Raw genomic sequence first — 22,279 nt, 5'->3', positions numbered from 1 at the left:
CCCTGCTTCGATGCGTTTCCCGGCGTACCCCGCGCGGTCCGCTAACGCTCTCTACCTCAAACCGCCAGAACGTGAACGAGGCAAATCGGCTTCTTGCCCCAGTTCTCGGCAATGACCGCCCGCACCGCGCGGCGCACCGACTCCGCCGTGGCGTCGGCGTCGCGCCGCCGCGCCCGCGGCAGGCCTTCAACGGTAGAGACCACCACGTCGAACACGATCTCGTCGATGAGCTCGCCGGCCACATTCTTCTCGGGGATGCCGACGAGATCAACCTCGGGATCGTCGGCCAGCTCGCCCTTGTCGGTCATGGCGATGGCGACAAAGGCGCAGCCGGCGAATCCCATCCGCCGCCGTTCCACGACCGCGCGCGATTTGGAATCCTCCAGGATCGCGCCGTCCTTGTAGAGCCGGCCCGCCGGCAGTTCGTCGATGATGCCGGGGTCGCCGGGCCCGAGCTTGACCAGGTCGCCATTGCGGCAGGTCATGACCTTGGGCACGCCGGCGGCACGCGCCAGCTTGGCATGCTCCGACAGATGCAGCGCCTCGCCATGGACGGGGATCAGTATCTGCGGGCGCACCCATGAGATCAGGTCGCGCAGCTCGTCGCGGCGCGGATGGCCGGAGACGTGGACGAGATCGTTGCGGTCGGTGATTACCTCGATGCCCTGGACGATCAGCCCGTTGATGATGGAGCCGACCGCCTTTTCGTTGCCGGGAATGGTGCGCGAGGAAAAGATCACGCTGTCGCCCTTGTTCAGCGTCACCTGCGGATGGTCGTTGTTGGCGATGCGGGCCAGCGCGGCGCGTGGCTCGCCCTGGCTGCCGGTACACAGCGCCAGCACCTTGTCGGGCGGGAAATGGCCGTAATAATCGGCGCCGCGAAAGTTCTGCACGCCATCGAGATAGCCGGTCTCGCGGGCGACCTGCACCACGCGCTCCATGGCGCGGCCGACCACGACCACCTCGCGGTCGGCGGCCTTGGCGGCGTCCGCCACGGCTTTGACCCGCGCGACGTTGGAAGCAAAGGTGGTGACGGCGACCCGGCCCTTGGCGGCGCCGACCAGCTTCTTGATGGTGGCGGCGACCTCGGTTTCCGACGGCGAGCGTCCGTCCCGCACCGCGTTGGTGGAATCGCCGACCAGCGCCAGCACGCCCTCATCGCCTAGTTCGCGCAGCCGCCGCTCGTCGGTCGGCAGGCCGATGATCGGCGTCGGATCGATCTTCCAGTCGCCGGTATGGAGCACGGTGCCCACCGAAGTGTGGATCGCCAGCGCATGCGATTCCGGAATCGAATGCGCGACCGGAATGAACTCGATGGTGAACGGCCCAAGCTCGACGCGGCCTCCCGACGGCACCACCGTTACCGGGATTTTCGGCGGGTTGCGCTCGGCGGCGCATTTGGCCTCGAACAGCGCAGCGCTGAATTGGGTCGCATAGACCTTGCATTGCAGCTTCGGCCAGAGATCCATGATGGCGCCGAAATGATCCTCATGGGCGTGCGTCAGCACCAGGCCCATCAGGTTGTTGCGCTCTTTCTCCAGGAAGCGGATATCGGGCATGATCAGGTCGATGCCCGGCAGATGCTCCTCGTCACCGAAGGAGACGCCGAGATCGACCGCGAGCCAGGACCGTTGGTGGCGGTTGCCGAGCCCATAGATCGACAGGTTCATGCCGATCTCGCCGACGCCGCCGAGCGGCGCAAAGGTCAGTTCATCCGGCCGCGCCATCAGGCTGCTCCTACTGACGCTGCCGCACCGAAATAGACCTCGCCCGCCGTGACGGCTGCGCGCTTGCCCTCGGCATTGCGAACGATCAGGCAGCCGCTCTCGTCGATGGTGTCGAACGTGCCTTCGACGGTCGCGGTTCCCGTGTTGATCGCGACCCGCTCGCCGAGACCGAAGGCATGCTCCAGCCAGGCTTTCCGAATGTCGGCGAAGCCGCGGCCGTTGTCCCAAATGCCGCGGAATTCAACCCAGGCCTCCGACAGCGCCGTGAAAAGCTCCTCCGCGCCGACATGGACGCCGAGCGCGGCGAGCGAGGTCGCCGGCGTCGGCGTGCCCTCGGGCGCGGCAATGACATTGGTGCCGATGCCGACCACCACGGCGAGCCGGTTGCCCGCCACAGCTTCAGCCTCCAGCAGGATGCCGGCGAGCTTCTGCCGCTCCGCCAGCACGTCGTTCGGCCATTTCAGGGTGAATTTCAGGGGGTCCGCGCCGGCCCGGCGCATATTGGCCTCCAGGCTGAGTTTCTGCAGCGCGCTTTCCAGCGAAAGTCCGGCGGCAAAGCCAAGCGTCGCTGCCACGGCCGGCGACACATCCATGACTTCGAGAATGCTGCTGGCGAGGTTGCCGCGCGGCGCGCTCCAGGCGCGCTGCCGGCGGCCGCGCCCCGCCGTCTGCTCCGTCGTGACGAACCACGTCGGTCCACGCTCGCCTTCGCGGGCGCGCGCCATGGCCTCGGCATTGGTCGAGCCGATCCGGTCGAAGGCGGCGAGCTTGTAGCCCGCCGCGGTGGCTCGCGGTCCGAGCGTGAACGTCATCTAGAATAACGACTTCGCCGCCGCCGTGGCGACGCTGACCAGCGGCCCCGGGTAGACGAAGAAGAAGATGTTGAAGATGCCGGCAACCGCCAGCACCGTGCGCAGTTCGATGCGCATCGGCTCAACCTGGCCGGCCGGCTCGTCGAAATACATCACCTTGATGATGGTGAGATAGTAGAACGCGCCCACGACGCTGGTCAGCACGCCGATGACGGCGAGCGTGAACAGGCCCGCCTTGATCGCGGCGACGAACACGTACCATTTGGCAAAGAAGCCCGCCAGCGGCGGAATGCCGGCCAGCGAGAACAGCAGCATCGCAAAGAAGAACGCCAGCATCGGATTGGTGCGCGACAGGCCTGCGAAATCGCTGATCTGCTCGACCGCCTGCCCGTTGCGCTTCATGGTCAGGATGACGGCAAACGAGCCCAGCGTCATCGCGACGTAGATCGCGATATAGACCAGCACGCCCTGCGCGCCTTCCACCGTGCCCGACGCGAGCCCGACCAGCGCAAATCCCATATGGCCGATCGACGAATAGGCCATCAGGCGCTTGATGTTCCGCTGCCCGATCGCGGCGAACGAACCGAGCGCCATCGAGGCGATCGCGACGAACACCAGGATCTGCTGCCATTGCGGGACGATGCCCGGGAAAGCGGTCAGCGTCACCCGGGTGAACACCGCAAGGGCTGCGACCTTCGGCGCCGAGGCAAAGAACGCCGTAACCGGCGTCGGCGCGCCCTCATACACATCGGGCGTCCACATATGGAACGGCACGGCGGATACCTTGAAGCAGAGCCCGGCCAGCAGGAACACGAGGCCGAAGACGATGCCGACGCTGCCGGTCTTCACCGCCGCAGCGATGCCCGCAAAATCGACCGTGCCGGTGAAACCGTAGATCAGCGAGGCGCCATAGAGCAGCATGCCGGAGGACAGCGCGCCGAGCACGAAATACTTCAGGCCGGCCTCGGTCGACTTCGCGTTGTCGCGGTTGCTTGCCGCGACCACGTAAAGCGCGAGCGACATCAGCTCGAGCCCGAGATAGAGCATGATCAGGTCGGCGGCCGAGATCAGCACCATCATGCCGAGCGTGGAGAGCAGCACCAGGATCGAATATTCGAAAATCCGCCGCGACGGATCGGACAGAAACTCCGTCGACAGGATCAGCGTAACCGCCGAGCCGATGATCGCAAGGATCTTCAGGAAGCGCGCAAAGTCGTCGACGATGAAGCTGCCGCCGAAGGTCGTGAGCTTGCCGGCGGGCAACATCAGTTCCAGCGCGCCGGTGACGACCAGCAGCACCACCGCGAGGCTGGTGACCAGACGGGTCGTCTCCTGCCCTCGGTACGCGCCGAGCATCAACAGCGCCATGGCGCCGATGGCGAGCACCAGCTCCGGCAATACCGGTAGCAACTGATAACCTGCACTCGAAAAGCTCATGACGTTCTTATCCTTGGCGCGTCTTCTTCATGCGAACCGGCTTCTCCACTTCGCTTGAAAACGCTACGTTATTGCGCGACCAGCGCGGCTGCCTTCACGGCAGTCACGGCGGCATTGTAATTGTTGACGAGTTGCTGAACCGAGGCCGCCGACATGTCGAGCACCGGCTTCGGATAGACGCCGAACAGGATGGTCAGCGCGACCAGCGGGAACAGCGTCAGGCTTTCGCGGGGCGTCAGGTCCTTGATGCTGGCGAGCGACGGCTTGGTCAGCGCGCCGAACACGACCTTGCGATAGAGCCACAGCGCATAGCCCGCCGACAGGATGACGCCGAGGGTGGCAAAGGTCGCTGTCGGGATCGAGACCTTGAAGGTGCCGAGCAGCGTCATGAACTCGCCGACGAAGCCGCTCGTGCCGGGCAGCCCGACATTGGCCATGGTGAACACCATGAACACCAGCGCGTAGAGCGGCATCCGGTTGACGAGGCCTCCATAGGCCACGATCTCGCGGGTATGCATGCGGTCGTAGACGATGCCGACGCACAGGAACAGCGCGCCGGAGACGATGCCGTGCGACACCATCTGGAACACGCCGCCGGCGACGCCTTGCGTGGTCGCGGCGAAGATGCCCATGGTGACGAAGCCCATATGAGCCACCGACGAATAGGCGATCAGCTTCTTGATGTCTTCCTGCATCAACGCCACCAGCGAGGTGTAGACGATGGCGATCACCGACAGCGAGAAGATCAGCGGCGCAAAGTCATGCGACGCCAGCGGGAACATCGGCAGCGAGAAGCGCAGGAAGCCGTAGCCGCCCATCTTCAACAGGATCGCGGCCAGGATCACCGAGCCTGCCGTCGGCGCCTCGACGTGCGCGTCGGGCAACCAAGTGTGCACCGGCCACATCGGCATCTTCACCGCAAACGACGCAAAGAATGCCAGCCAGGCCCAGGTCTGCAACGAGCGCGGCACGGCGGTTTGCATCAAGGTCGGGATGTCGGTGGTGCCGGCATTCCAGTACAGTGCCATGATCGCCAGCAGCATCAAGACCGAGCCGAGCAGCGTGTAGAGGAAGAACTTGAACGACGCGTAGACCCGCCGCGGGCCGCCCCAGACGCCGATGATCAGGAACATCGGGATCAGGCCGCCTTCGAAGAACAGATAGAACAGCACGAGGTCGAGCGCCGAGAACGTGCCGACCATCAGCGTTTCCAGCAGCAGGAACGCCATCATGTATTCGCGCACGCGGTTGGTGACGGACTTCCAGCTCGCGATGATGCAGAACGGCATCAAGGCGGTGGTCAGGATCACGAACGGCAGCGAGATGCCGTCGACTCCCATGTGATAGTTGATGCCGCTGGCGAGCCAGTTCGCCTTTTCGACGAACTGGAAGTCCGCACTTGCGGCATCGAAACGCCAGACGAGGATCAGCGACACGGCGAATGTGACCAGCGTGGTCCACAGCGCGATCCAGCGCGCATTGCGCTGTGCGGCTTCGTCGTCGCCACGGCTGAGATAGACCACCAGCGCGCCGAGCAGCGGCAGAAAGGTGACGACGGAGAGTATCGGCCAGGTTGTCATTACTGGCCTCCCAAGCCGAACATGAACCAGGTGATCAACCCTGCGACCCCGATCAGCATCGCAAAGGCATAGTGATAGAGATAGCCGGTCTGGATCTTCACCACGTTGCGGGTGACATCGAGCACGCGCGCCGAGACACCATCCGGACCGAAGCCGTCGATGACGAAGCCATCGCCCTTCTTCCACAGGAAGCGGCCGAGCCACTTCGCCGGGCGAACGAAGATGATTTCATAGAGCTCGTCGAAATACCATTTGTTGAGCAGGAAATGGTAGAGCATCTGATGCTGATTGGCGAGTTCGACCGGCAGATACGGCCGGCGGATGTAGAAGACATAAGCGATATAAAGGCCAATCCCCATCATGACGGTCGGCAGATAGACGATGGTCTTCGGAATATGGTGCATCTCGTCGATGATGTTCGGATGCATCTTCAGCGATTCGCGGAAGAACTCACCCACGCCGTGGCCGGCAAACAGTTCGTAGAACGGGAAACCGGCCAGGATCGAACCGGCGGCGAGGATGCCGATCGGAATCAGCATCCACAGCGGCGACTCATGGGCGGCCTCGTAATGGTGCTGGTCGTGCGGCTCGCCGTGGAACGTCTTGAAGATCAAGCGCCACGAATAGAACGAGGTCAGGCCAGCCGCGATCACCGTCATCGCGAAGCCGTAATACGCGAACGGGTTGTGCGCGACATAGGCCGACTCGATGATCGCGTCCTTGGAGAAATAGCCCGCAGTCAGTGGGAAGCCGGTCAGCGCAAGCGTGCCGATCACCATCACCGCATAGGTGTAGGGTATCTTGCGCCACAGCCCGCCCATGTTGCGGATGTCCTGCTCGTGGTGCATCGCGTAGATCACCGAGCCTGACCCTAAGAACAGCAGCGCCTTGAAGAAGGCGTGGGTGAACAGATGATACATGCCGACCGAATAGGCCCCTGCTCCCATCGCCACGAACATGTATCCGAGCTGCGAACAGGTCGAATAGGCGACGATGCGCTTGATGTCGTTTTGAACGAGGCCGACGGTCGCCGCAAAGAACGCGGTGGTGGCGCCGAAGAACATCACGACGGCCTGCGCGTTGGGCGCCAGTTCGAACAGTGGCGACAGCCGCGCCACCATGAACACGCCTGCCGTCACCATGGTCGCAGCGTGGATCAGCGCCGAGACCGGCGTCGGGCCTTCCATCGCGTCCGGCAGCCAGGTGTGCAGCAGGAACTGGGCAGACTTCCCCATCGCGCCCATGAATAACAGCAGGCAGATCAGCGTCAGCGCATCGGCGTGCCAGCCGAAGAAATTGATGGTCTTGCCCGAGAGCCCCTGCGCGCCGGCAAAGATGGTCTCGAAATCGGTGGTGTTGAGCAGCATGAAGACGGCAAAGATGCCGAGCGCAAAGCCGAAATCGCCGACGCGGTTGACCACGAAGGCCTTGATCGCCGCCGCGTTCGCCGACGGCTTCTGGTACCAGAACCCGATCAGGAGGTAACTCGCCAGACCGACGCCCTCCCAGCCGAAGAAGAGCTGGACCAGGTTGTCAGCGGTCACCAGCATCAGCATCGCGAACGTGAACAGGGACAGATAGGCGAAGAAGCGCGGCCGATACGGGTCCTCGTCCATGTAGCCGATGGAATAGAGATGCACGAGCGAGGAGACGGTGTTGACCACCACCAGCATCACGGCGGTCAGCGTATCGACGCGCAGCGCCCACGACACCTGCAGATCGCCGGAATTGATCCAGGGGAACAGCGCAATCCGGGCGTCATGGTGCAAGAAGCCGACATCGACCAGCGTCACCCAGGAAAGCGCGGCGGACACGAACAGAAGTCCTGTGGTGATCAGTTCAGCCGCGCGCGAACCCTGGGCCGGCGGCTCGGAGACGTGATGGTCGTCGTGGCCGTGATCGTCATGGGCTGCGGCAGCGCGCGCATGATCGCCAAGGCCTTGATCGTGATGTCCGTGGTCGTGATGCTTGACCTCATCGCCGCTCGGGTTGCGCGCATGCGCCCCGAAGATCGCGATCAGGCCAGCCAGAATGGCGCCCAGCAGCGGCAGAAAGACGATTGCCTGAACCATAGCTGAGCCCTAGCCCTTCATCAGATTGACGTCTTCAACCGCGATCGAACCGCGGTTGCGGAAATAGACCACGAGAACCGCAAGACCGATCGCCGCCTCTGCGGCTGCAACCGTCAGCACCAGAAGCGCGAACACCTGGCCTACGATGTCGCCGAGGAAGGTCGAGAACGCCACGAGGTTGATGTTGACGGCGAGCAGGATCAGCTCGATCGACATCAGAATGACGATGATGTTCTTGCGGTTCAGGAAGATGCCGAGGATCCCGAGCGTGAACAGGGTGGCGCCGACCGCGAGATAGTGTCCCAGACCGATCGTCATTTCACCCACTCCGCTGCGTCCGTATCCTGCAGCCCCTGCCCCGACGCCACCTTGCGCACGGCCATCGCGAGTTCCGGCGTTCGCGCGTTCTGCACGTTGATGTCCTGCCGCTTGACCTTGGCCTTGTGGCGCAGCGTCAGCACGATGGCGCCGATCATCGCGACCAGAAGCACGAGGCCTGCGATCTGGAAGTAATGGATGTACTTCGTATACAGCACCAGCCCGAGCGCCTCGGTGTTGCTGACATTGGCCGGGATCGCCGCCGTGATCGATTTCGCCGTGCCGGGACTCATGACCCAACCGCCGACAACCAGCAGCAGCTCGGCGAGGAAGATGCCGCCGATCACCAGACCGATCGGCAGATATTCGATGAAGCCCTCGCGCAACTCGGTGAAATCGACATCGAGCATCATGATCACGAACAGGAACAGCACCGCGACCGCGCCGACATAGACCACGATCAGCATCATGCCGAGGAATTCGGCGCCCATCAGCACGAACAGGCCGGACGCGTTGACGAAGGCCAGGATCAGATACAGCACCGAGTGCACGGGGTTGCGCGAGACAATCACCATCACAGCCGAGGCCACGCAGACGCCGGCGAAGAGGTAGAAGAACAGTGCGGGAAGGATCATATCCTCACCTCACCGGTACGGAGCGTCGAGTTCGATGGCTTTCGCAATCTCGCGCTCCCAGCGGTCGCCATTGGCGAGCAGTTTCGCCTTGTCATAGTAGAGTTCCTCGCGGGTCTCGGTCGCGAATTCGAAATTCGGTCCCTCGACGATGGCATCGACCGGGCAGGCTTCCTGGCACAGGCCGCAATAAATGCATTTCACCATGTCGATGTCGTAGCGCACCGTGCGGCGGGTGCCGTCGTTGCGCCGCGGGCCGGCCTCGATCGTGATCGCCTGCGCCGGGCAGATCGCCTCGCACAGCTTGCAGGCGATGCAGCGCTCTTCGCCGTTCGGGTAGCGGCGCAGCGCATGTTCGCCGCGGAAGCGCGGGGAGATCGGGTTCTTCTCGAATGGATAATTGATCGTCGGCTTCGGCTTGAAGAAATAGCGCATGGCGAGAAAGAACGCCGATACGAATTCGCTCAAGAGAAGCGCTCGGGCTGTTGCGTTGACGTTGACACTCATGATGGCCTCACTTCGGCGCGATGCCGGCGAACTGCAGCACCCCGGCCACGATCACCACCATCGCCAGCGACAGCGGCAAGAACACCTTCCAGCCGAGCCGCATCAGTTGATCGTAGCGGTAGCGCGGCACGATCGCCTTCGCCATCGCGAACAGGAAGAACATGAAGAACAGTTTCAGCGCGAACCACACCACGCCCGGGATCCAGGTGAACGGCGGCAGCGCCACCGGCGGCAGCCAGCCGCCGAGGAACATGATCGTCGCCAGCGCGCACATGGTGGTGATCGCGACATATTCGCCGAGCATGAAGAGCAAATACGGCGTCGAGCCGTATTCGACCATGAAGCCGGCGACCAGTTCGGATTCCGCTTCCACCAGATCGAACGGCGGACGGTTGGTCTCGGCCAGTGCCGACACGTAGAACACCACGAACATCGGGAACAGCGGCCACACATACCAGTTCAGGATGGTGAGCTGCGGCAGCCCGATCAGGCTGGCGAAACCGCGGGCATTCTGCGCTTCCACCACGGCCGTGAGGTTGAGCGAGCCGGCGCACAGCAGGACCGTGATGATGACGAAACCGATCGAGACTTCGTAGGACACCATCTGCGCAGCCGAGCGCAGCGCCGCCAGGAACGGGTATTTCGAGTTCGACGACCAGCCGGCCATGATGATGCCGTAGATCGACAGCGACGAGATCGCGAAGATGTAGAGAATGCCGACGTTGATGTCCGCGATCACCCAGCCGAGATCCATCGGGATCACGGCCCAGGCGGCGAGCGCCAGGACACAGGACACCAAAGGCGCCAGCAGGAACACACCCTTGTTGGAGCCGGACGGGATGATCGGCTCTTTCAGCACGAACTTCAAAAGGTCCGCGAAGGATTGCAGCAGGCCCCAGGGGCCGACCACGTTGGGGCCGCGGCGGATCTGCACCGCCGCCCAGATCTTGCGGTCGGCGAGCAGGATGTAGGCGATCGCGATCAGCAGCACGACGAGCAGCAACAGGCTCTGCGCGACCATGACGATCAGCGGCCAGAGAAAGCCGGTCCAGAACGAGCTTGCGAACAAATCAGCCATCAGATCACGCTTACTCCGCTGCCGTCAGCATTCGCCCGGACGCCAGCCGGGAACATTCCGCCATCACCACTGATGCCCGTGCGATGGGGTTGGTCAGATAGAAATCCTCGACCGAACTCTTGAGCGGGGTCTTGTCGAGCTTGCCGCCCTTCTTGCCCGCGAGCGCCTTGACGTCACTGGCCTTGCCAGGCTCGATCTGGTCGATCCGCATCAGATGCGGGACGGCTTTGAACAGCGTCTGGCGCAGCGCCTGCAGGGAGTCATAGGGCAGCTTCTTGCCGAGCACGTCCGACAGCGCGCGAACGATCGCCCAGTCCTCGCGCGCCTCGCCGGGCGGAAACGCCGCGCGGCTGGCGATCTGCGCCCTGCCCTCGGTGTTGACGTAGAGGCCGGATTTTTCGGTATAGGCCGCGCCCGGCAGGATGACGTCGGCGCGGTGCGCGCCGCGGTCGCCATGGGTGCCGATATAGACCACGAACGTGCCGTCTGGCACCTTCACCTCATCCGCCCCCAACAGGAACAGCACGTCGAGCGTGCCAAAGGTCGTCATCTGCGCGAGGTTGAGGCCACCTGCGCCTGCCGCAAAGCCGACATCGAGCGCGCCCGCGCGCGAGGCGGTATCCTGCAAAACGGCAAAGCCGTTCCAGCCGTCCTTGAGCGCGCCTGCGCCTGCCGCGACCTTGGCCGCCAGCGAAAGCACGGCCGCGCCGTCATGACGCGCCAGCGAACCGGCGCCGACCAGCACGATCGGGTTCTTGGCGCCCTTCAGCACCTCGGCGAAGGAATGCTTGCCGCTGGCGAGTTCGGCGAGCGTATCGGTGCCCGCGCCGAGATAGTCGTAATCATAGGTGAGATCGGCCTTGGCGCCAACGAGAGCGACCTTGAGCTGGCCCGTGCGCCAGCGCTTTCGGATCCGCGCGTTGAGAACGGCGGCTTCCTTGCGCGGATTGGAGCCGATGATCAGGAGCGCATCAGCCTGCTCGATCCCGGCAATGGTCGGATTGAAGATGTAGGTCGCCCGTCCCGCCTTGGGATCGAAGGCGTCGCCGCCCTGCACCGCCAGATTGCTGGAGCCGTATCGGCCCAACAGATCCTTGAACGCAAACATCTCCTCGACCGCGGCGAGATCGCCGGCGATGGCCCCCATCCGCTTGCCGTCGCTCATCCGGACCTTGGCGGCGACCGCCGCGAAAGCCTCCGGCCACGACGCGGCGCGAAGCTTGCCGTTCTCGCGGATATAGGGCCGGTCGAGCCGCTGCGTGCGCAGGCCGTCGACGACGTGACGGGTCTTGTCGGAAATCCATTCCTCGTTCACCGCCTCGTTGATGCGCGGCAGGATCCGCATCACCTCGCGGCCGCGGGTATCGACGCGGATCGCGGAACCGACGCCATCCATGACGTCCACCGACTGCGTCTTGCCTAGCTCCCACGGACGCGCGGCAAAGGCATACGGCTTGGAGGTGAGCGCGCCCACGGGACAGATATCGACGAGGTTGCCCTGCAGCTCGGAAGTCAGCGCCTGCTCCAGATAGGTCGTGATCTCCATGTCCTCGCCACGCCCGGTCGCGCCCATTTCCGGCGTGCCGCAGACTTCGGCGGAGAAGCGGACGCAGCGCGTGCACTGGATGCAGCGGTTCATCGAGGTCTTGACCAGCGCGCCCAGATATTTGTCCTCGACCGCGCGCTTGTTCTCGGCAAAGCGCGAGGTGTCGACGCCATAGCCCATCGCCTGGTCCTGCAGATCGCACTCGCCGCCCTGGTCGCAGATCGGGCAATCCAGCGGGTGGTTGATCAGCAAAAATTCCATCACGCCTTCGCGTGCCTTCTTCACCATCGGCGAACGCGTGGAAATTTCCGGCGGCTCGCCCTTCGGGCCGGGCCGGCAGTCGCGCACGCCCCAGGCGCAGCTTGCGACCGGCTTCGGGCCGCCCTTGATCTCGACGAGGCACATCCGGCAATTGCCGGCGATCGACAGCCGCTCGTGGTAACAGAAGCGCGGAATTTCGGCGCCCGCAGCCTCGCACGCCTGCAGCAGCGTGTACTCTGGGGGCACATCGATCTCTTTGCCGTCGATGATGAGTTTGGTCATTGCTGTCTCAAGTCTTTCCCAGCTTGCAGTCTGGCGGTGTAACGCTGGCGGTCTTCATCGACGCCTTGATCCATCGCTGGGTCTCGGCGCCATAGGTGGCGAGATAGGCTGGCTGCGCCGCGCTCTTCTCGCACAGGAACGGCAGATGCGGCTTCACGTCATAGTCGCAAGAGGCCAGCCACTCGCGCTTTCCCGCGAAGGCGCCGATCGCTTCCTCGCAGGCGTAGAGGAAATACGTGACGAAGCTCTCGTACTGGACCTGTTCGTCGCCGCCCGCGGCCTTGATCTTCTCGTAGTCCGGCTGCGCGAATTTCGGATTCTTGAACGCGAGATCGGTGTAGCCCAGAAACGCCTGACGCGCGCTGGCAGCGCGGTTGTTGGTGCGGATTTCGTTGATCTGGAACAGGATCGCAACAAAGCCGAGCAGCGCCACGGCCGCCTGCGCCATCTGCGCCAGCGTCCCGTATCTCTGCCACCAGAAGCTCGGTTGCGACATCGCGATCACTCCGCCGCCACCATGTTCACGGGATCGCGCACGCCGGTATCGTCGATATCGGCCTTATGCGAATACTGATCGATGCGTGCCTCGATCTCGTGACGGAAATGCGCGATCAGGCCCTGGATCGGCCATGCCGCGGCGTCGCCGAGCGCGCAGATGGTGTGGCCCTCGACCTGCTTCGTCACCTCCAGCAGCATATCGATTTCGCGCTTGTGCGCCCGGCCCTCGGCCATGCGCGTCAGCACCCGCCACATCCACCCCGTGCCTTCGCGGCACGGCGTGCACTGGCCGCAGCTCTCGTGCTTGTAGAAATAGGAGATGCGCGCGATTGCCCGGATCAGGTCGGTCGACTTGTCCATCACGATCACGGCGGCGGTACCGAGGCCGGAGCGCAATTTGCCGAGGCTGTCGAAATCCATCGGCGTGTCGATGATCTGCTCGGCCGGCACCATGCGCACCGACGAGCCGCCGGGGATCACGGCCTTCAGATTGTCCCAGCCGCCACGAATGCCGCCGCAATGCCGCTCGATCAATTCGCGGAACGGAATCCCCATTTCCTCTTCGACGTTGCAGGGCCGCTCGACATGACCGGAGACGCAGAAGAGTTTAGTGCCGACATTATTGGGCCGGCCGATTGCGGCAAACCACGCCGCCCCGCGCCTGAGGATGTCGGGCGCCACCGCGATGGATTCGACGTTGTTGACGGTGGTCGGGCAGCCATAGAGGCCGACATTGGCCGGGAATGGCGGCTTCAGCCGCGGCTGACCCTTCTTGCCTTCGAGGCTTTCCAGCAGCGCGGTCTCTTCGCCGCAGATATAGGCGCCGGCGCCGTGCGCGACATAGATGTCGAACGGCCAGCCGTTGACGTTTTCCTTGCCGACCAGTTTCGCGTCATAGGCCTGGTCGATCGCGGCCTGTAGGCGCTCGCGCTCCCGGATGAATTCACCGCGCACATAGATGTAGCAGGCATGCGCGCCCATCGCGAAGCTTGCGAGCAGGCAGCCCTCGACCAGGAGATGCGGATCGTGCCGCATGATCTCGCGGTCCTTGCATGTGCCTGGCTCGGATTCGTCGGCATTGACCACGAGATAGCTCGGCCGGCCGTCGGTGGACTCCTTCGGCATGAACGACCATTTCAGGCCGGTCGGGAAACCCGCCCCGCCGCGCCCGCGCAAGCCTGACGCCTTCATCTCGTTGATGATCCAGTCGCGGCCCTTGTCGATGATCGCCTTGGTGCCGTCCCACGCGCCGCGACGGCGCGCGCCCTCCAGACCCCAATCGTGGAGGCCGTAAAGGTTCTTGAAGATGCGATCCTTGTCGTCGAGCATGACTTGAAGCTTCCTCAGATCAGCGATTGGACTGCGCGCAGGCGAGCCCCGGCACCGCGTGACTTCTCCATCACGCAGCCCCTCTCCGGCCGGTTTACGGACAATGTAACGTCACGCCTCATGTAGATTCCTTCAGCGTCGTCGGCCCGCCCACGGGCGCCGAGAACTGACGGTCGATCTGCGGTCCGGGCTTCGGCGGATTGCCAGAGGCAAAGCCGTCCAGCACCTTGCCGAAGCTTTCCTTGGTCAGATCCTCGTAAGTATCCTTCCAGATCTGCACCATCGGCGCATTGACGCAGGCGCCCAGGCACTCGACCTCTTCCCAACTGAAATTGCCGTCCTTCGACAGATGGAAGGGCTCGTGATGGATGCGGCTCTGGCACACCTCGATCAGGTCGCCGGCGCCGCGCAGGCGGCACGGGGTGGTACCGCACACCTGCACATGGGCTTTCTTGCCGACCGGCTGCAACTGGAACATGGTATAGAAGGTCGCCACTTCCAGCACGCGGATGTAGGGCATGTCGAGCAGATCGGCGACGACGCGGATCGCGGCCTCCGACACCCATCCCTCATGCTGCTCCTGCGCGCGCCACAGGATCGCGATCACAGCGGAGGCCTGACGACCCGGCGGATATTTTGCGATCTGCGCCTTGGCCCAGGCAAGATTCTCATCCGTGAACGTGAAGCTCGCGGGCTGCAATTCCTTCGGTGCAAGGCGGCGGACGGACATCGTTCAGTCTCTCATTGCACGCGGCGCCCGGCTTTCGCATTGAGCGCATCGATCCGGGCGAGCCAGAAGGCGCTTGCGGTGCCAAACACGTTGTAGCCGACATGGGTTGAAACCTTGATCCGGTCCAGGATCGAAAGGTCGGTCACGGTTTCAAGGCGATTGCTGCGCGGATCGTAGACGATCAGCGTCAGCGGGGTCTGTTCGAGGATGTAGCGCGACACGGTATGCTGGGGATCGTTGCCGTGCTCCTCACAGAGCAACACGCTGTCGCCCTGCATCAGCCGCGCGCCACCCTTCATGGCCTCGATCTCGACGCCTTCGACGTCGAGCTTGACCAGGTACTTTCCGCCAGGTGCGATCTTGCCGTCATCCAGGAGGTTATCGAGTGCGATCACCGGCACTTCCTCGCCGTCCGATTGCTCGCCGGCGATGCTGAAGGCCTCGTGCTTGGTGCCGGACAGGCGCGCGGTGCCGCGCGCGGCGCCGATCGCGCATTTCATCACTTCGAAACGATTGCCGTTGATTTTGGCGTTGTTGGCCAGCTTCGGGAAATTCTGCCCCGAGGGCTCGATTGCGATCGCCTTGCGTGAACCGAACGGCTTGCTCGACACCAACACCGACCAGTAGCCGTAATTGGCGCCGCAATCGAGCAGCGTATAGTCGACGTCGGCGGAATCCTGGAACAACAGCTCGAGCTCGTCCTCGTAATGGAAGCTGCGATTGAGCAGCTTGCTCCAGTAGCCGTCGCCATAGGGAAACTCGAACACGGCGTCGGGATTGAGTCTGACCTGGATGCCACGCTCGGACAGCGTCGTGCGCAACAGGTTGGCGCACATATTGTAGCCGCGATGGGAGAAGTTGGACGCCACCTTCGACCCCAGCACCAGCGCCAACGCAGCCAAACGCTCCCACGCGTTCGCTCCCTCGAGTACGCCCGAAGCCCGGTCAAACTGGATGGGCGCCTGCGCCATCACCGATCGACCTCTCCGAACACGATGTCGAGCGAGCCGAGAATGGCCGAGACGTCGGCGAGCAGATGGCCGCGGCAGATGAAATCCATCGCCTGTAGATGAGCAAAACCCGGCGCGCGGATCTTGCATTTGTAGGGCTTGTTGGTGCCATCCGAGACCAGATAGACGCCGAACTCGCCCTTGGGCGCTTCGACGGCGGCATAGACTTCGCCGGCCGGCACATGCACGCCTTCGGTGTAGAGCTTGAAGTGGTGGATGAGGGCTTCCATCGAGCGCTTCATCTCGCCGCGGCGAGGCGGCGCGATCTTGTTGTCTTCGACCACGACGGGCCCCTGGCCGTCCGGCGAGTTCAGCTTCGCGATGCACTGCCTCATGATGCGGACCGACTGGCGCATCTCTTCCATGCGCAGCAGGTAGCGATCGTAGCAGTCGCCGTTCTTGCCGATCGGAATGTCGAAATCCATCTCGGCATAGCACTCATAGGGTTGCGACTTGCGCAGGTCCCAGGCCGCGCCGGAGCCGCGCACCATCACGCCCGAAAAGCCCCACTCCCAGGCCTGCTGCAGCGTCACCACGCCGATATCGACGTTGCGCTGCTTGAAGATGCGATTGCCGGTCAGCAGCGTGTCGAGGTCGGCGACGACTTGCAGGAACGGATCGCACCAGGCATCGATATCGTCGATCAGCTTCTGCGGCAGATCCTGGTGCACGCCGCCGACGCGGAAATAGGCCGCATGCATGCGCGAGCCGGAGGCGCGCTCGTAAAATTGCATGAGCTTTTCGCGCTCTTCAAATCCCCACAGCGGCGGGGTCAGCGCGCCGACGTCCATTGCCTGCGTGGTGACGTTGAGCAAATGCGACAGGATACGGCCGATCTCGCAGTAGAGGACGCGGATCAACTGACCGCGGCGCGGCACCGTGATGCCGAGCAGCTTTTCCGCCGCGAGACAGAACGCGTGCTCCTGATTCATCGGCGCGACGTAATCGAGCCGATCGAAATACGGGATCGCCTGCAGATAGGTTTTTGCCTCGATCAGCTTTTCGGTGCCGCGATGAAGCAAGCCAATATGCGGATCGACACGCTCGACAACCTCGCCGTCCAATTCAAGGACCAAACGAAGCACGCCATGCGCCGCCGGATGCTGCGGCCCAAAGTTGATCGTGAAGTTACGGAGGTTCTGGCTTTGCTCTTTCATGGTCAGGCCTTCGGCTCAGCCTTCTCATCGCCGGGCAGCGGATAGTCCGCGCCTTCCCAGGGCGAGAGGAAATCGAATTTGCGGAATTCCTGGTTGAGGCGGACGGGCTCGTAGAGCACCCGCTTCTCCTGGTCGTCGTAGCGGACCTCGACGAAGCCGGTGAGCGGGAAATCCTTGCGCAGCGGGTGGCCGTCGAAGCCGTAGTCGGTCAGCAGCCGGCGCATGTCGGGATGGCCGGTGAAGATCACGCCGTAGAGGTCGTAGGTTTCGCGCTCGAACCAGTCGGCGCCGGGAAACACGTCGATGATCGAGGGCACCTGCGTGGTCTCGTCGGCTTCGGCGCGGACGCGGATGCGCTCGTTGAGCGTCGGCGACAGCAGATGATATACCACATCGAAACGCTTCTCGCGGCTGGGATAGTCAACCGCCGTCACGTCGGTGATGTTGATAAAGCGCAGCGCGGGATCGTCGCGCAGGTGCTTCATCACCTCGACGATCTTGCCGGCCTCGACCGTGACGGTGAGCTGGTTGAACGCGACCGCATGGGCAGTGGCCGCGCCCGGAAGCGCGCTAACAATCGTCTGCCCAAGGGCGTCGAGCTTGCCGTCGTCCATTACCTAAACCTTAGCGTTCGATGGTCCCGATGCGCCGGATCTTCTTCTGCAGCAGCAATATGCCGTAGAGCAGCGCCTCCGCCGTCGGTGGACATCCGGGCACGTAGATGTCGATCGGCACGATGCGGTCGCAGCCGCGCACGACCGAGTAGGAATAGTGATAGTAGCCGCCGCCATTGGCGCACGACCCCATCGAGATCACGTAGCGCGGCTCCGGCATCTGATCGTAGACCTTGCGCAGCGCCGGCGCCATCTTGTTGGTCAGCGTGCCGGCGACGATCATGACATCCGACTGCCGCGGCGAAGCGCGCGGCGCAAAGCCGAAGCGTTCGACGTCGTAACGCGGCATCGACACCTGCATCATCTCGACCGCGCAGCAGGCGAGACCGAACGTCATCCACATCAACGAGCCGGTGCGCGCCCAGGTGATCAGGTCGTCGGCAGCGGCAACGAAGAAACCCTTGTCGGAAAGCTCGTGGTTGACCTCGAGGAAGAAAGGGTCATTGGCCCCGACCGGCTTCCCGGTCGAGGGATCGAGAATGCCCTTCGGCGCCTGCGCGATATCAGGCGAAGAGCCTAAAGCTGTATGGCTCAATCCCATTCGAGCGCGCCTTTCTTCCACTCGTAAGCAAAGCCGACCGTGAGGACGGCGAGGAATACCATCATCGACCAGAAGCCCGTGGCCCCTAACTTGCCGAACGCGACCGCCCACGGGAACAGGAACGCCACTTCCAGGTCGAAGATGATGAAGAGGATCGCGACCAGGTAGAAGCGGACGTCGAACTTCATGCGGGCGTCGTCGAATGCGTTGAATCCGCATTCATAGGCAGAGAGCTTTTCGGGGTCCGGCTGCTGGAACGCGACCAGGAACGGGGCGATCAGAAGCGCCAGACCGATCAGGCTCGCCACGCTGATAAACACGACAAGCGGAAGGTAATCTTGCAGGATGCCGTTCATCGGCGGTGCCTTTTGCTGCGGATTTAGCCGCAGATTCGTTGATTGGAATTGTTCTTGCCTTAGCGCAGCGCAACAGAGGGCGCAAGACAAGCCGGTTTCACGTCTCCATCCACGCGGGACGCGTCGGCAGAACCCGAAAAAGTGTTGCGTTCCTGCCTCGCCGACCAACGCGGGCCGGGCCGCATGGTGCCCGAATTTTCACTTCAAATCCTTTTCGTCCGCGAGCATTTGGGCGGCCGTGTCGGTCAGGCGATCGATCTGGTCGAACAACACCGCCAGCTCTTCCTTGCCCAGCTGTTCCTGCAGGCGCCAGTTACGCTCCTGCGCCCCTGCCACAATTGCATCATGGGCGGCCAGCCCCGCTTTGGTCAGGCAAACCAGCGTCTCGCGGTTGTCCCGCGGGTTGACCGCTTTGGCGACCAGCTTGCGCGAGACCAGTTCCGCCAGCGCCCGGCTGATCTGGCTCTTGTCCATGCCGACCGCCTCCGCAAGCCGGATAACGCTCATCGGCGGCCGCCGCCCCAGCGAGGCCACCAGGCCGAACTCGACCGAGGACAGGCCCGCCAACCGCTTGTAGCGCAGGATCGCGCCGCGCTTGAGCAGATTGGCCAGCACCATCAGCCGCGACGACATCATCGCGGTGATCGGCGCCAGCTCCCCATCCCTCACTGCAACGGGCGGAGGCGCAGTTTGCTTTCCCGGCTTCTGGCTCATCCTCAATGCTCTGCCAACAAAGGGCCGATGCCAATATCGTCGGCAATCGCGATCAAACAACTTAATGAGCCAATACGAAATGCAGATCGTCGACATTGTCATCGATCTGCATTTTACTTCCGAGAACAAGCCAAATGACCGCGGCGCCAAAGCCGGGGCGGGAGGAAATGGCATGACCATTACGCAGCGGGATCGCGATCTCGGGACTGGCTACGCCATGAAGCCGTCGACGACCCGGACGGAGCTCACGGCGGTCGGCCGCGGCACGCCGATGCGCGAACTGCTGCGGCGCTACTGACATCCGATTGGGCTTGCGTCCGACGCGCCGATACCGCGCCACCGGTCGAATTCGAGGCGGGGAATTCATTCGCGACGCGTGAGGCGGCAGGTTCACGGCGATATCCAGCGGGCGAGCTGATCCGATCTGCTCGCCGCCGGCTCTTCCCTTTATTTTCATTGTTGTTTCGATCCCGTTGCGGCTCCGGCGTGAGACGCGTTCGATCCGGCATGGCTTTATGTGATATACATCACAGATACATAGGCAAAAAGCCGGCCACAAACCGGCCGAATGAAACCATTTGCCGAAACCGCGAAACGATCCTGAAACAGACAGGGCGTACGTCTCTTCCCAACACAGGACGCCAAAGGCGTCCGGGAGGCATCACATGAACCACTCCATTCACTCGGCGGATCGCAGTACCCACCTGAAGATCGTGGTTGTCGCGCTGGTGGCCGGTATCGCGGTTGCGGCTTTCGGCATATCGGCTCGGACCGGTTCTGAGTACAGCCAGACTGCCCAGGTCGTAAAAGCGGGCAAGCCGGTGGTCGTCACCAGCTCGAACACCTCGACGGTCCGTTAAACGATATCGATATCGTTGGAATAAAAACGGCCGCCCTCGGGCGGCCTTTTTGTTTGCGGCGTTCTCTTAAGGATCGGTCAAGCCATTGAAAAAACTGGCGCGAGAGACGGGACTCGAACCCGCGGCCTCCGCCGTGACAGGGCGGCGCTCTAACCAACTGAGCTACTCCCGCGGATGCCGTAATCAGATCCTGATCCGCGCAGAACCGAGGGCATAAAGGCCCGCTCCCGCTTAGTCAAGGACGTTGCGAATCCCCGCGCCAGACGGGCACTTCTACGATTGTGATGCAGATAACGGCCTGTTTTCAGGTAAAACAGCGTCCGGGCCGATTATCCGAATCGTTTAAGGCCTGCTACGTCTTGGTTTCTTGAAATCCTCACCGCTCCGGTTGTACCGGAACCGCGGGTTTCGAGGTCACCACGAACGCATTTTCACGGCGCGTACCGGTATCGACGCGCTCAAAGCCATTCAACCAACGAGGAGGGCCAGACATGGCGAAGAAAGCGGCGGCTCCAGCCACCATCACACTGAAGCATCTGGCAGCAGCTCTCGCCGAGGAACATGACTTGTCGAAAAAGGCCGCCGAAGCGATCCTGACCGACACGGTCGGCAAGATCACAAAGCACCTGAAGAAGGGCGAGCGCATCAGGATCGTTGGCCTCGGCATCCTTCAGGTCCGCAAGCGCGCGGCCCGCACCGGGCGGAACCCCGCCACCGGCGAACCGATCCAGATCAAGGCCAGCAAGAAGGTCGCGTTCCGCGCCGCCAAGGAGCTCAAGGAAGCCGTCTGACCGACGCCCCCTGGTCGCACCAGAAGCGTCATTCCGGCGGGGACCCGGAATGGCGCTTTTCTGTTATAGAGCGCGTTCCTTGCTCATCTTTTCCGGATCGTCATGCCGCCCTCGCCCATAGCCTTCACCCACGATGTCACCGAGCGCTTCCTGCGCTATGTCGTGATCGACACCCAGTCAGATCCGGCCTCGCCGACCTGTCCTTCTACCGAGAAGCAAAAGAATTTGGGCCGTCTGCTGGCTTCGGAGCTGCAGGCGATGGGGCTGAAGGACGCCCATCTCGACGAGCACGGCTATGTCTATGCGACGATCCCATCGACCACCGAGAAGAAGGTTCCATTGATCTGCTTCTGCTCGCACATGGATACGTCACCGGATTGCACCGGCGCCAATGTCAAGCCGCAGATCGCCAGGAACTATCGTGGCGGCGACATCGTGCTGCCGGCCGATCCGACGCAGGTGATCCGCTTTGCCGATCACCCCGCGCTCGCCGGCCAGATCGGCCACGACATCATCACGACCGACGGCACCACGCTGCTCGGCGCCGACAACAAGGCCGGCCTCGCCGAGATCATGGATGCGGCGCGATTCATGATCGAGAACCCGCAAATCAAGCACGGCGCCATCAAGATCCTGTTCACGCCCGACGAAGAGATCGGGCGCGGCGTCGACAAGGTCGATCTGAAAAAGCTCGGCGCCGACTTCGCCTATACGATGGACGGCGAGAGCGCCGGGCACATCGAGGATGAAACCTTTTCAGCCGACGGCGCCACCATCACCATCGAAGGCGTCTCGACCCATCCAGGCTTTGCCAAAGGCAAGATGGAGCACGCCATCAAGATCGCGGCGGCCATCATCGACCGCCTGCCGAAGGACACCTGCTCGCCCGAGACGACGGAAGGCAAAGAAGGTTTTCTGCATCCGATCGGCATTTCGGGTGCGCTGGAGAAGGCCACCATCGGCTTCATCGTGCGCGATTTCACTGACGAGGGCCTGCAGCAAAAGGAAGCGCTGCTCGAAAACATCGTCAAGGACGTGATGAAGGACTATCCGCGCTCGACCTATCGGATGGAGGTCAGGCCGCAATACCGCAACATGAAACAGGTGATCGACCGCCATCCCGAGACGGTCGAGTACGCCATCGAAGCGATCAAGCGCGCGGGGCTGACGCCAGTGCGAAGCTCGATCCGCGGCGGCACCGACGGCTCACGCCTGTCGTTCATGGGCCTGCCCTGCCCCAACATTTTTGCCGGCGAACACGCCTTCCACTCACGGCTGGAATGGGTGAGCCGCCAGGACATGGAAAAGGCCGCCGAGACCATCGTGCATCTGGCGATGATCTGGGAAGAGCGGGCGGCTTAGTAATC

22 protein-coding genes, 1 tRNA gene and 1 pseudogene are annotated in these 22,279 nt (G+C 63.0%); 4 read left to right on the top strand and 20 right to left on the bottom strand.

What is annotated here, in order from left to right:
- Positions 1 to 56: 56 nt before the first annotated feature.
- The 19 genes from LMTR13_RS18810 to LMTR13_RS18720 all read right to left on the bottom strand — a co-directional run bounded on the left by LMTR13_RS18810 (position 57) and on the right by LMTR13_RS18720 (position 19,261).
- Positions 57 to 1,727 carry a ribonuclease J gene (locus LMTR13_RS18810; protein WP_065729128.1) on the bottom strand — a complete coding sequence of 557 codons (1,671 nt, stop codon included), beginning with the start codon at positions 1,725 to 1,727 and terminating at the stop codon, positions 57 to 59.
- A complete protein-coding gene (locus LMTR13_RS18805) occupies positions 1,727 to 2,539 on the bottom strand; it encodes a biotin--[acetyl-CoA-carboxylase] ligase (protein ID WP_065729127.1) in 813 nt (270 codons plus the stop codon). Before LMTR13_RS18805 ends, LMTR13_RS18810 begins: the two co-directional genes overlap by 1 nt.
- Complete coding sequence (nuoN, locus tag LMTR13_RS18800) at positions 2,540 to 3,976, bottom strand: NADH-quinone oxidoreductase subunit NuoN (RefSeq protein ID WP_065729126.1); 1,437 nt, start codon at positions 3,974 to 3,976, stop codon at positions 2,540 to 2,542.
- A gap of 68 nt (positions 3,977 to 4,044) precedes the next feature.
- Complete coding sequence (locus LMTR13_RS18795; RefSeq protein WP_065729125.1) at positions 4,045 to 5,556, bottom strand: NADH-quinone oxidoreductase subunit M; 1,512 nt, start codon at positions 5,554 to 5,556, stop codon at positions 4,045 to 4,047.
- Positions 5,556 to 7,628, bottom strand: coding sequence for an NADH-quinone oxidoreductase subunit L (nuoL, locus tag LMTR13_RS18790; RefSeq protein ID WP_065729124.1), 2,073 nt, complete (start codon positions 7,626 to 7,628; stop codon positions 5,556 to 5,558). The genes LMTR13_RS18795 and nuoL overlap by 1 nt, the downstream gene beginning before the upstream one ends.
- Positions 7,629 to 7,637: 9 nt before the next feature.
- The gene (gene nuoK / locus LMTR13_RS18785) at positions 7,638 to 7,946 is read right to left on the bottom strand and encodes an NADH-quinone oxidoreductase subunit NuoK (RefSeq protein WP_065729123.1); all 309 of its coding nucleotides are present in this window, start codon (positions 7,944 to 7,946) and stop codon (positions 7,638 to 7,640) included.
- Positions 7,943 to 8,581, bottom strand: a complete 639-nt coding sequence (locus LMTR13_RS18780; RefSeq protein ID WP_065729122.1) for an NADH-quinone oxidoreductase subunit J — start codon at positions 8,579 to 8,581, stop codon at positions 7,943 to 7,945. The genes nuoK and LMTR13_RS18780 overlap by 4 nt, the downstream gene beginning before the upstream one ends.
- 9 nt (positions 8,582 to 8,590) lie before the next feature.
- On the bottom strand, positions 8,591 to 9,085 hold the full coding sequence (gene nuoI / locus LMTR13_RS18775; protein ID WP_028345787.1) for an NADH-quinone oxidoreductase subunit NuoI: 495 nt from the start codon (positions 9,083 to 9,085) through the stop codon (positions 8,591 to 8,593).
- A 7-nt stretch (positions 9,086 to 9,092) separates the two neighbouring features.
- Positions 9,093 to 10,163 carry an NADH-quinone oxidoreductase subunit NuoH gene (nuoH, locus tag LMTR13_RS18770; protein ID WP_065729121.1) on the bottom strand — a complete coding sequence of 357 codons (1,071 nt, stop codon included), beginning with the start codon at positions 10,161 to 10,163 and terminating at the stop codon, positions 9,093 to 9,095.
- Between the two features lie 10 nt (positions 10,164 to 10,173).
- A complete protein-coding gene (gene nuoG / locus LMTR13_RS18765) occupies positions 10,174 to 12,252 on the bottom strand; it encodes an NADH-quinone oxidoreductase subunit NuoG (protein ID WP_065729120.1) in 2,079 nt (692 codons plus the stop codon).
- Between the two features lie 7 nt (positions 12,253 to 12,259).
- Positions 12,260 to 12,748 carry a hypothetical protein gene (locus LMTR13_RS18760; protein ID WP_156795673.1) on the bottom strand — a complete coding sequence of 163 codons (489 nt, stop codon included), beginning with the start codon at positions 12,746 to 12,748 and terminating at the stop codon, positions 12,260 to 12,262.
- Between the two features lie 5 nt (positions 12,749 to 12,753).
- Positions 12,754 to 14,079 (bottom strand): NADH-quinone oxidoreductase subunit NuoF, encoded by a 1,326-nt coding sequence (nuoF, locus tag LMTR13_RS18755; RefSeq protein WP_065729118.1) that lies wholly within the window; start codon positions 14,077 to 14,079, stop codon positions 12,754 to 12,756.
- 118 nt (positions 14,080 to 14,197) lie between these two features.
- Positions 14,198 to 14,809, bottom strand: a complete 612-nt coding sequence (gene nuoE, locus LMTR13_RS18750; RefSeq protein ID WP_057844282.1) for an NADH-quinone oxidoreductase subunit NuoE — start codon at positions 14,807 to 14,809, stop codon at positions 14,198 to 14,200.
- A gap of 11 nt (positions 14,810 to 14,820) precedes the next feature.
- Positions 14,821 to 15,780 (bottom strand): FkbM family methyltransferase, encoded by a 960-nt coding sequence (locus LMTR13_RS18745; protein WP_065729117.1) that lies wholly within the window; start codon positions 15,778 to 15,780, stop codon positions 14,821 to 14,823.
- On the bottom strand, positions 15,780 to 16,976 hold the full coding sequence (locus LMTR13_RS18740; RefSeq protein WP_065729116.1) for an NADH-quinone oxidoreductase subunit D: 1,197 nt from the start codon (positions 16,974 to 16,976) through the stop codon (positions 15,780 to 15,782). The genes LMTR13_RS18745 and LMTR13_RS18740 overlap by 1 nt, the downstream gene beginning before the upstream one ends.
- Positions 16,977 to 16,978: 2 nt before the next feature.
- Positions 16,979 to 17,590, bottom strand: a complete 612-nt coding sequence (locus LMTR13_RS18735; RefSeq protein WP_065729115.1) for an NADH-quinone oxidoreductase subunit C — start codon at positions 17,588 to 17,590, stop codon at positions 16,979 to 16,981.
- Between the two features lie 10 nt (positions 17,591 to 17,600).
- Positions 17,601 to 18,191 (bottom strand): NuoB/complex I 20 kDa subunit family protein, encoded by a 591-nt coding sequence (locus LMTR13_RS18730; protein WP_065729114.1) that lies wholly within the window; start codon positions 18,189 to 18,191, stop codon positions 17,601 to 17,603.
- Positions 18,182 to 18,547: an NADH-quinone oxidoreductase subunit A gene (locus LMTR13_RS18725; protein WP_065729113.1), complete on the bottom strand. Its 366-nt coding sequence runs from the start codon at positions 18,545 to 18,547 to the stop codon at positions 18,182 to 18,184. The genes LMTR13_RS18730 and LMTR13_RS18725 overlap by 10 nt, the downstream gene beginning before the upstream one ends.
- A gap of 198 nt (positions 18,548 to 18,745) precedes the next feature.
- Complete coding sequence (locus LMTR13_RS18720; RefSeq protein WP_065729112.1) at positions 18,746 to 19,261, bottom strand: MarR family winged helix-turn-helix transcriptional regulator; 516 nt, start codon at positions 19,259 to 19,261, stop codon at positions 18,746 to 18,748.
- 172 nt (positions 19,262 to 19,433) lie between these two features.
- Here LMTR13_RS18720 and LMTR13_RS40850 point away from each other — a divergent pair.
- Positions 19,434 to 19,556, top strand: a pseudogene (locus LMTR13_RS40850) (aromatic ring-hydroxylating dioxygenase subunit alpha); the annotation flags it as partial.
- Between the two features lie 370 nt (positions 19,557 to 19,926).
- Entirely contained in the window at positions 19,927 to 20,121 is a 195-nt protein-coding gene (locus LMTR13_RS18710; protein WP_065729110.1) for a hypothetical protein, read from the top strand.
- Between the two features lie 95 nt (positions 20,122 to 20,216).
- Here the strand turns inward: LMTR13_RS18710 and LMTR13_RS18705 are convergent.
- Positions 20,217 to 20,293: transfer RNA gene (locus tag LMTR13_RS18705), tRNA-Asp, on the bottom strand.
- A 319-nt stretch (positions 20,294 to 20,612) separates the two neighbouring features.
- On the opposite strand from LMTR13_RS18705, the gene LMTR13_RS18700 reads away from it, so the two are divergent.
- Both LMTR13_RS18700 and pepT read left to right on the top strand, forming a co-directional pair.
- Positions 20,613 to 20,912: an HU family DNA-binding protein gene (locus tag LMTR13_RS18700; protein ID WP_065729109.1), complete on the top strand. Its 300-nt coding sequence runs from the start codon at positions 20,613 to 20,615 to the stop codon at positions 20,910 to 20,912.
- 102 nt (positions 20,913 to 21,014) lie between these two features.
- Positions 21,015 to 22,274, top strand: a complete 1,260-nt coding sequence (gene pepT / locus LMTR13_RS18695; RefSeq protein ID WP_065729108.1) for a peptidase T — start codon at positions 21,015 to 21,017, stop codon at positions 22,272 to 22,274.
- The last annotated feature ends 5 nt before the right edge of the window (positions 22,275 to 22,279 follow it).

Source organism: Bradyrhizobium icense (assembly GCF_001693385.1).
Lineage (GTDB): Bacteria > Pseudomonadota > Alphaproteobacteria > Rhizobiales > Xanthobacteraceae > Bradyrhizobium > Bradyrhizobium icense.
The sequence above is the reverse complement of the archived record's forward strand: the minus strand, read 5'-3'. Positions and strand labels throughout refer to the sequence as shown.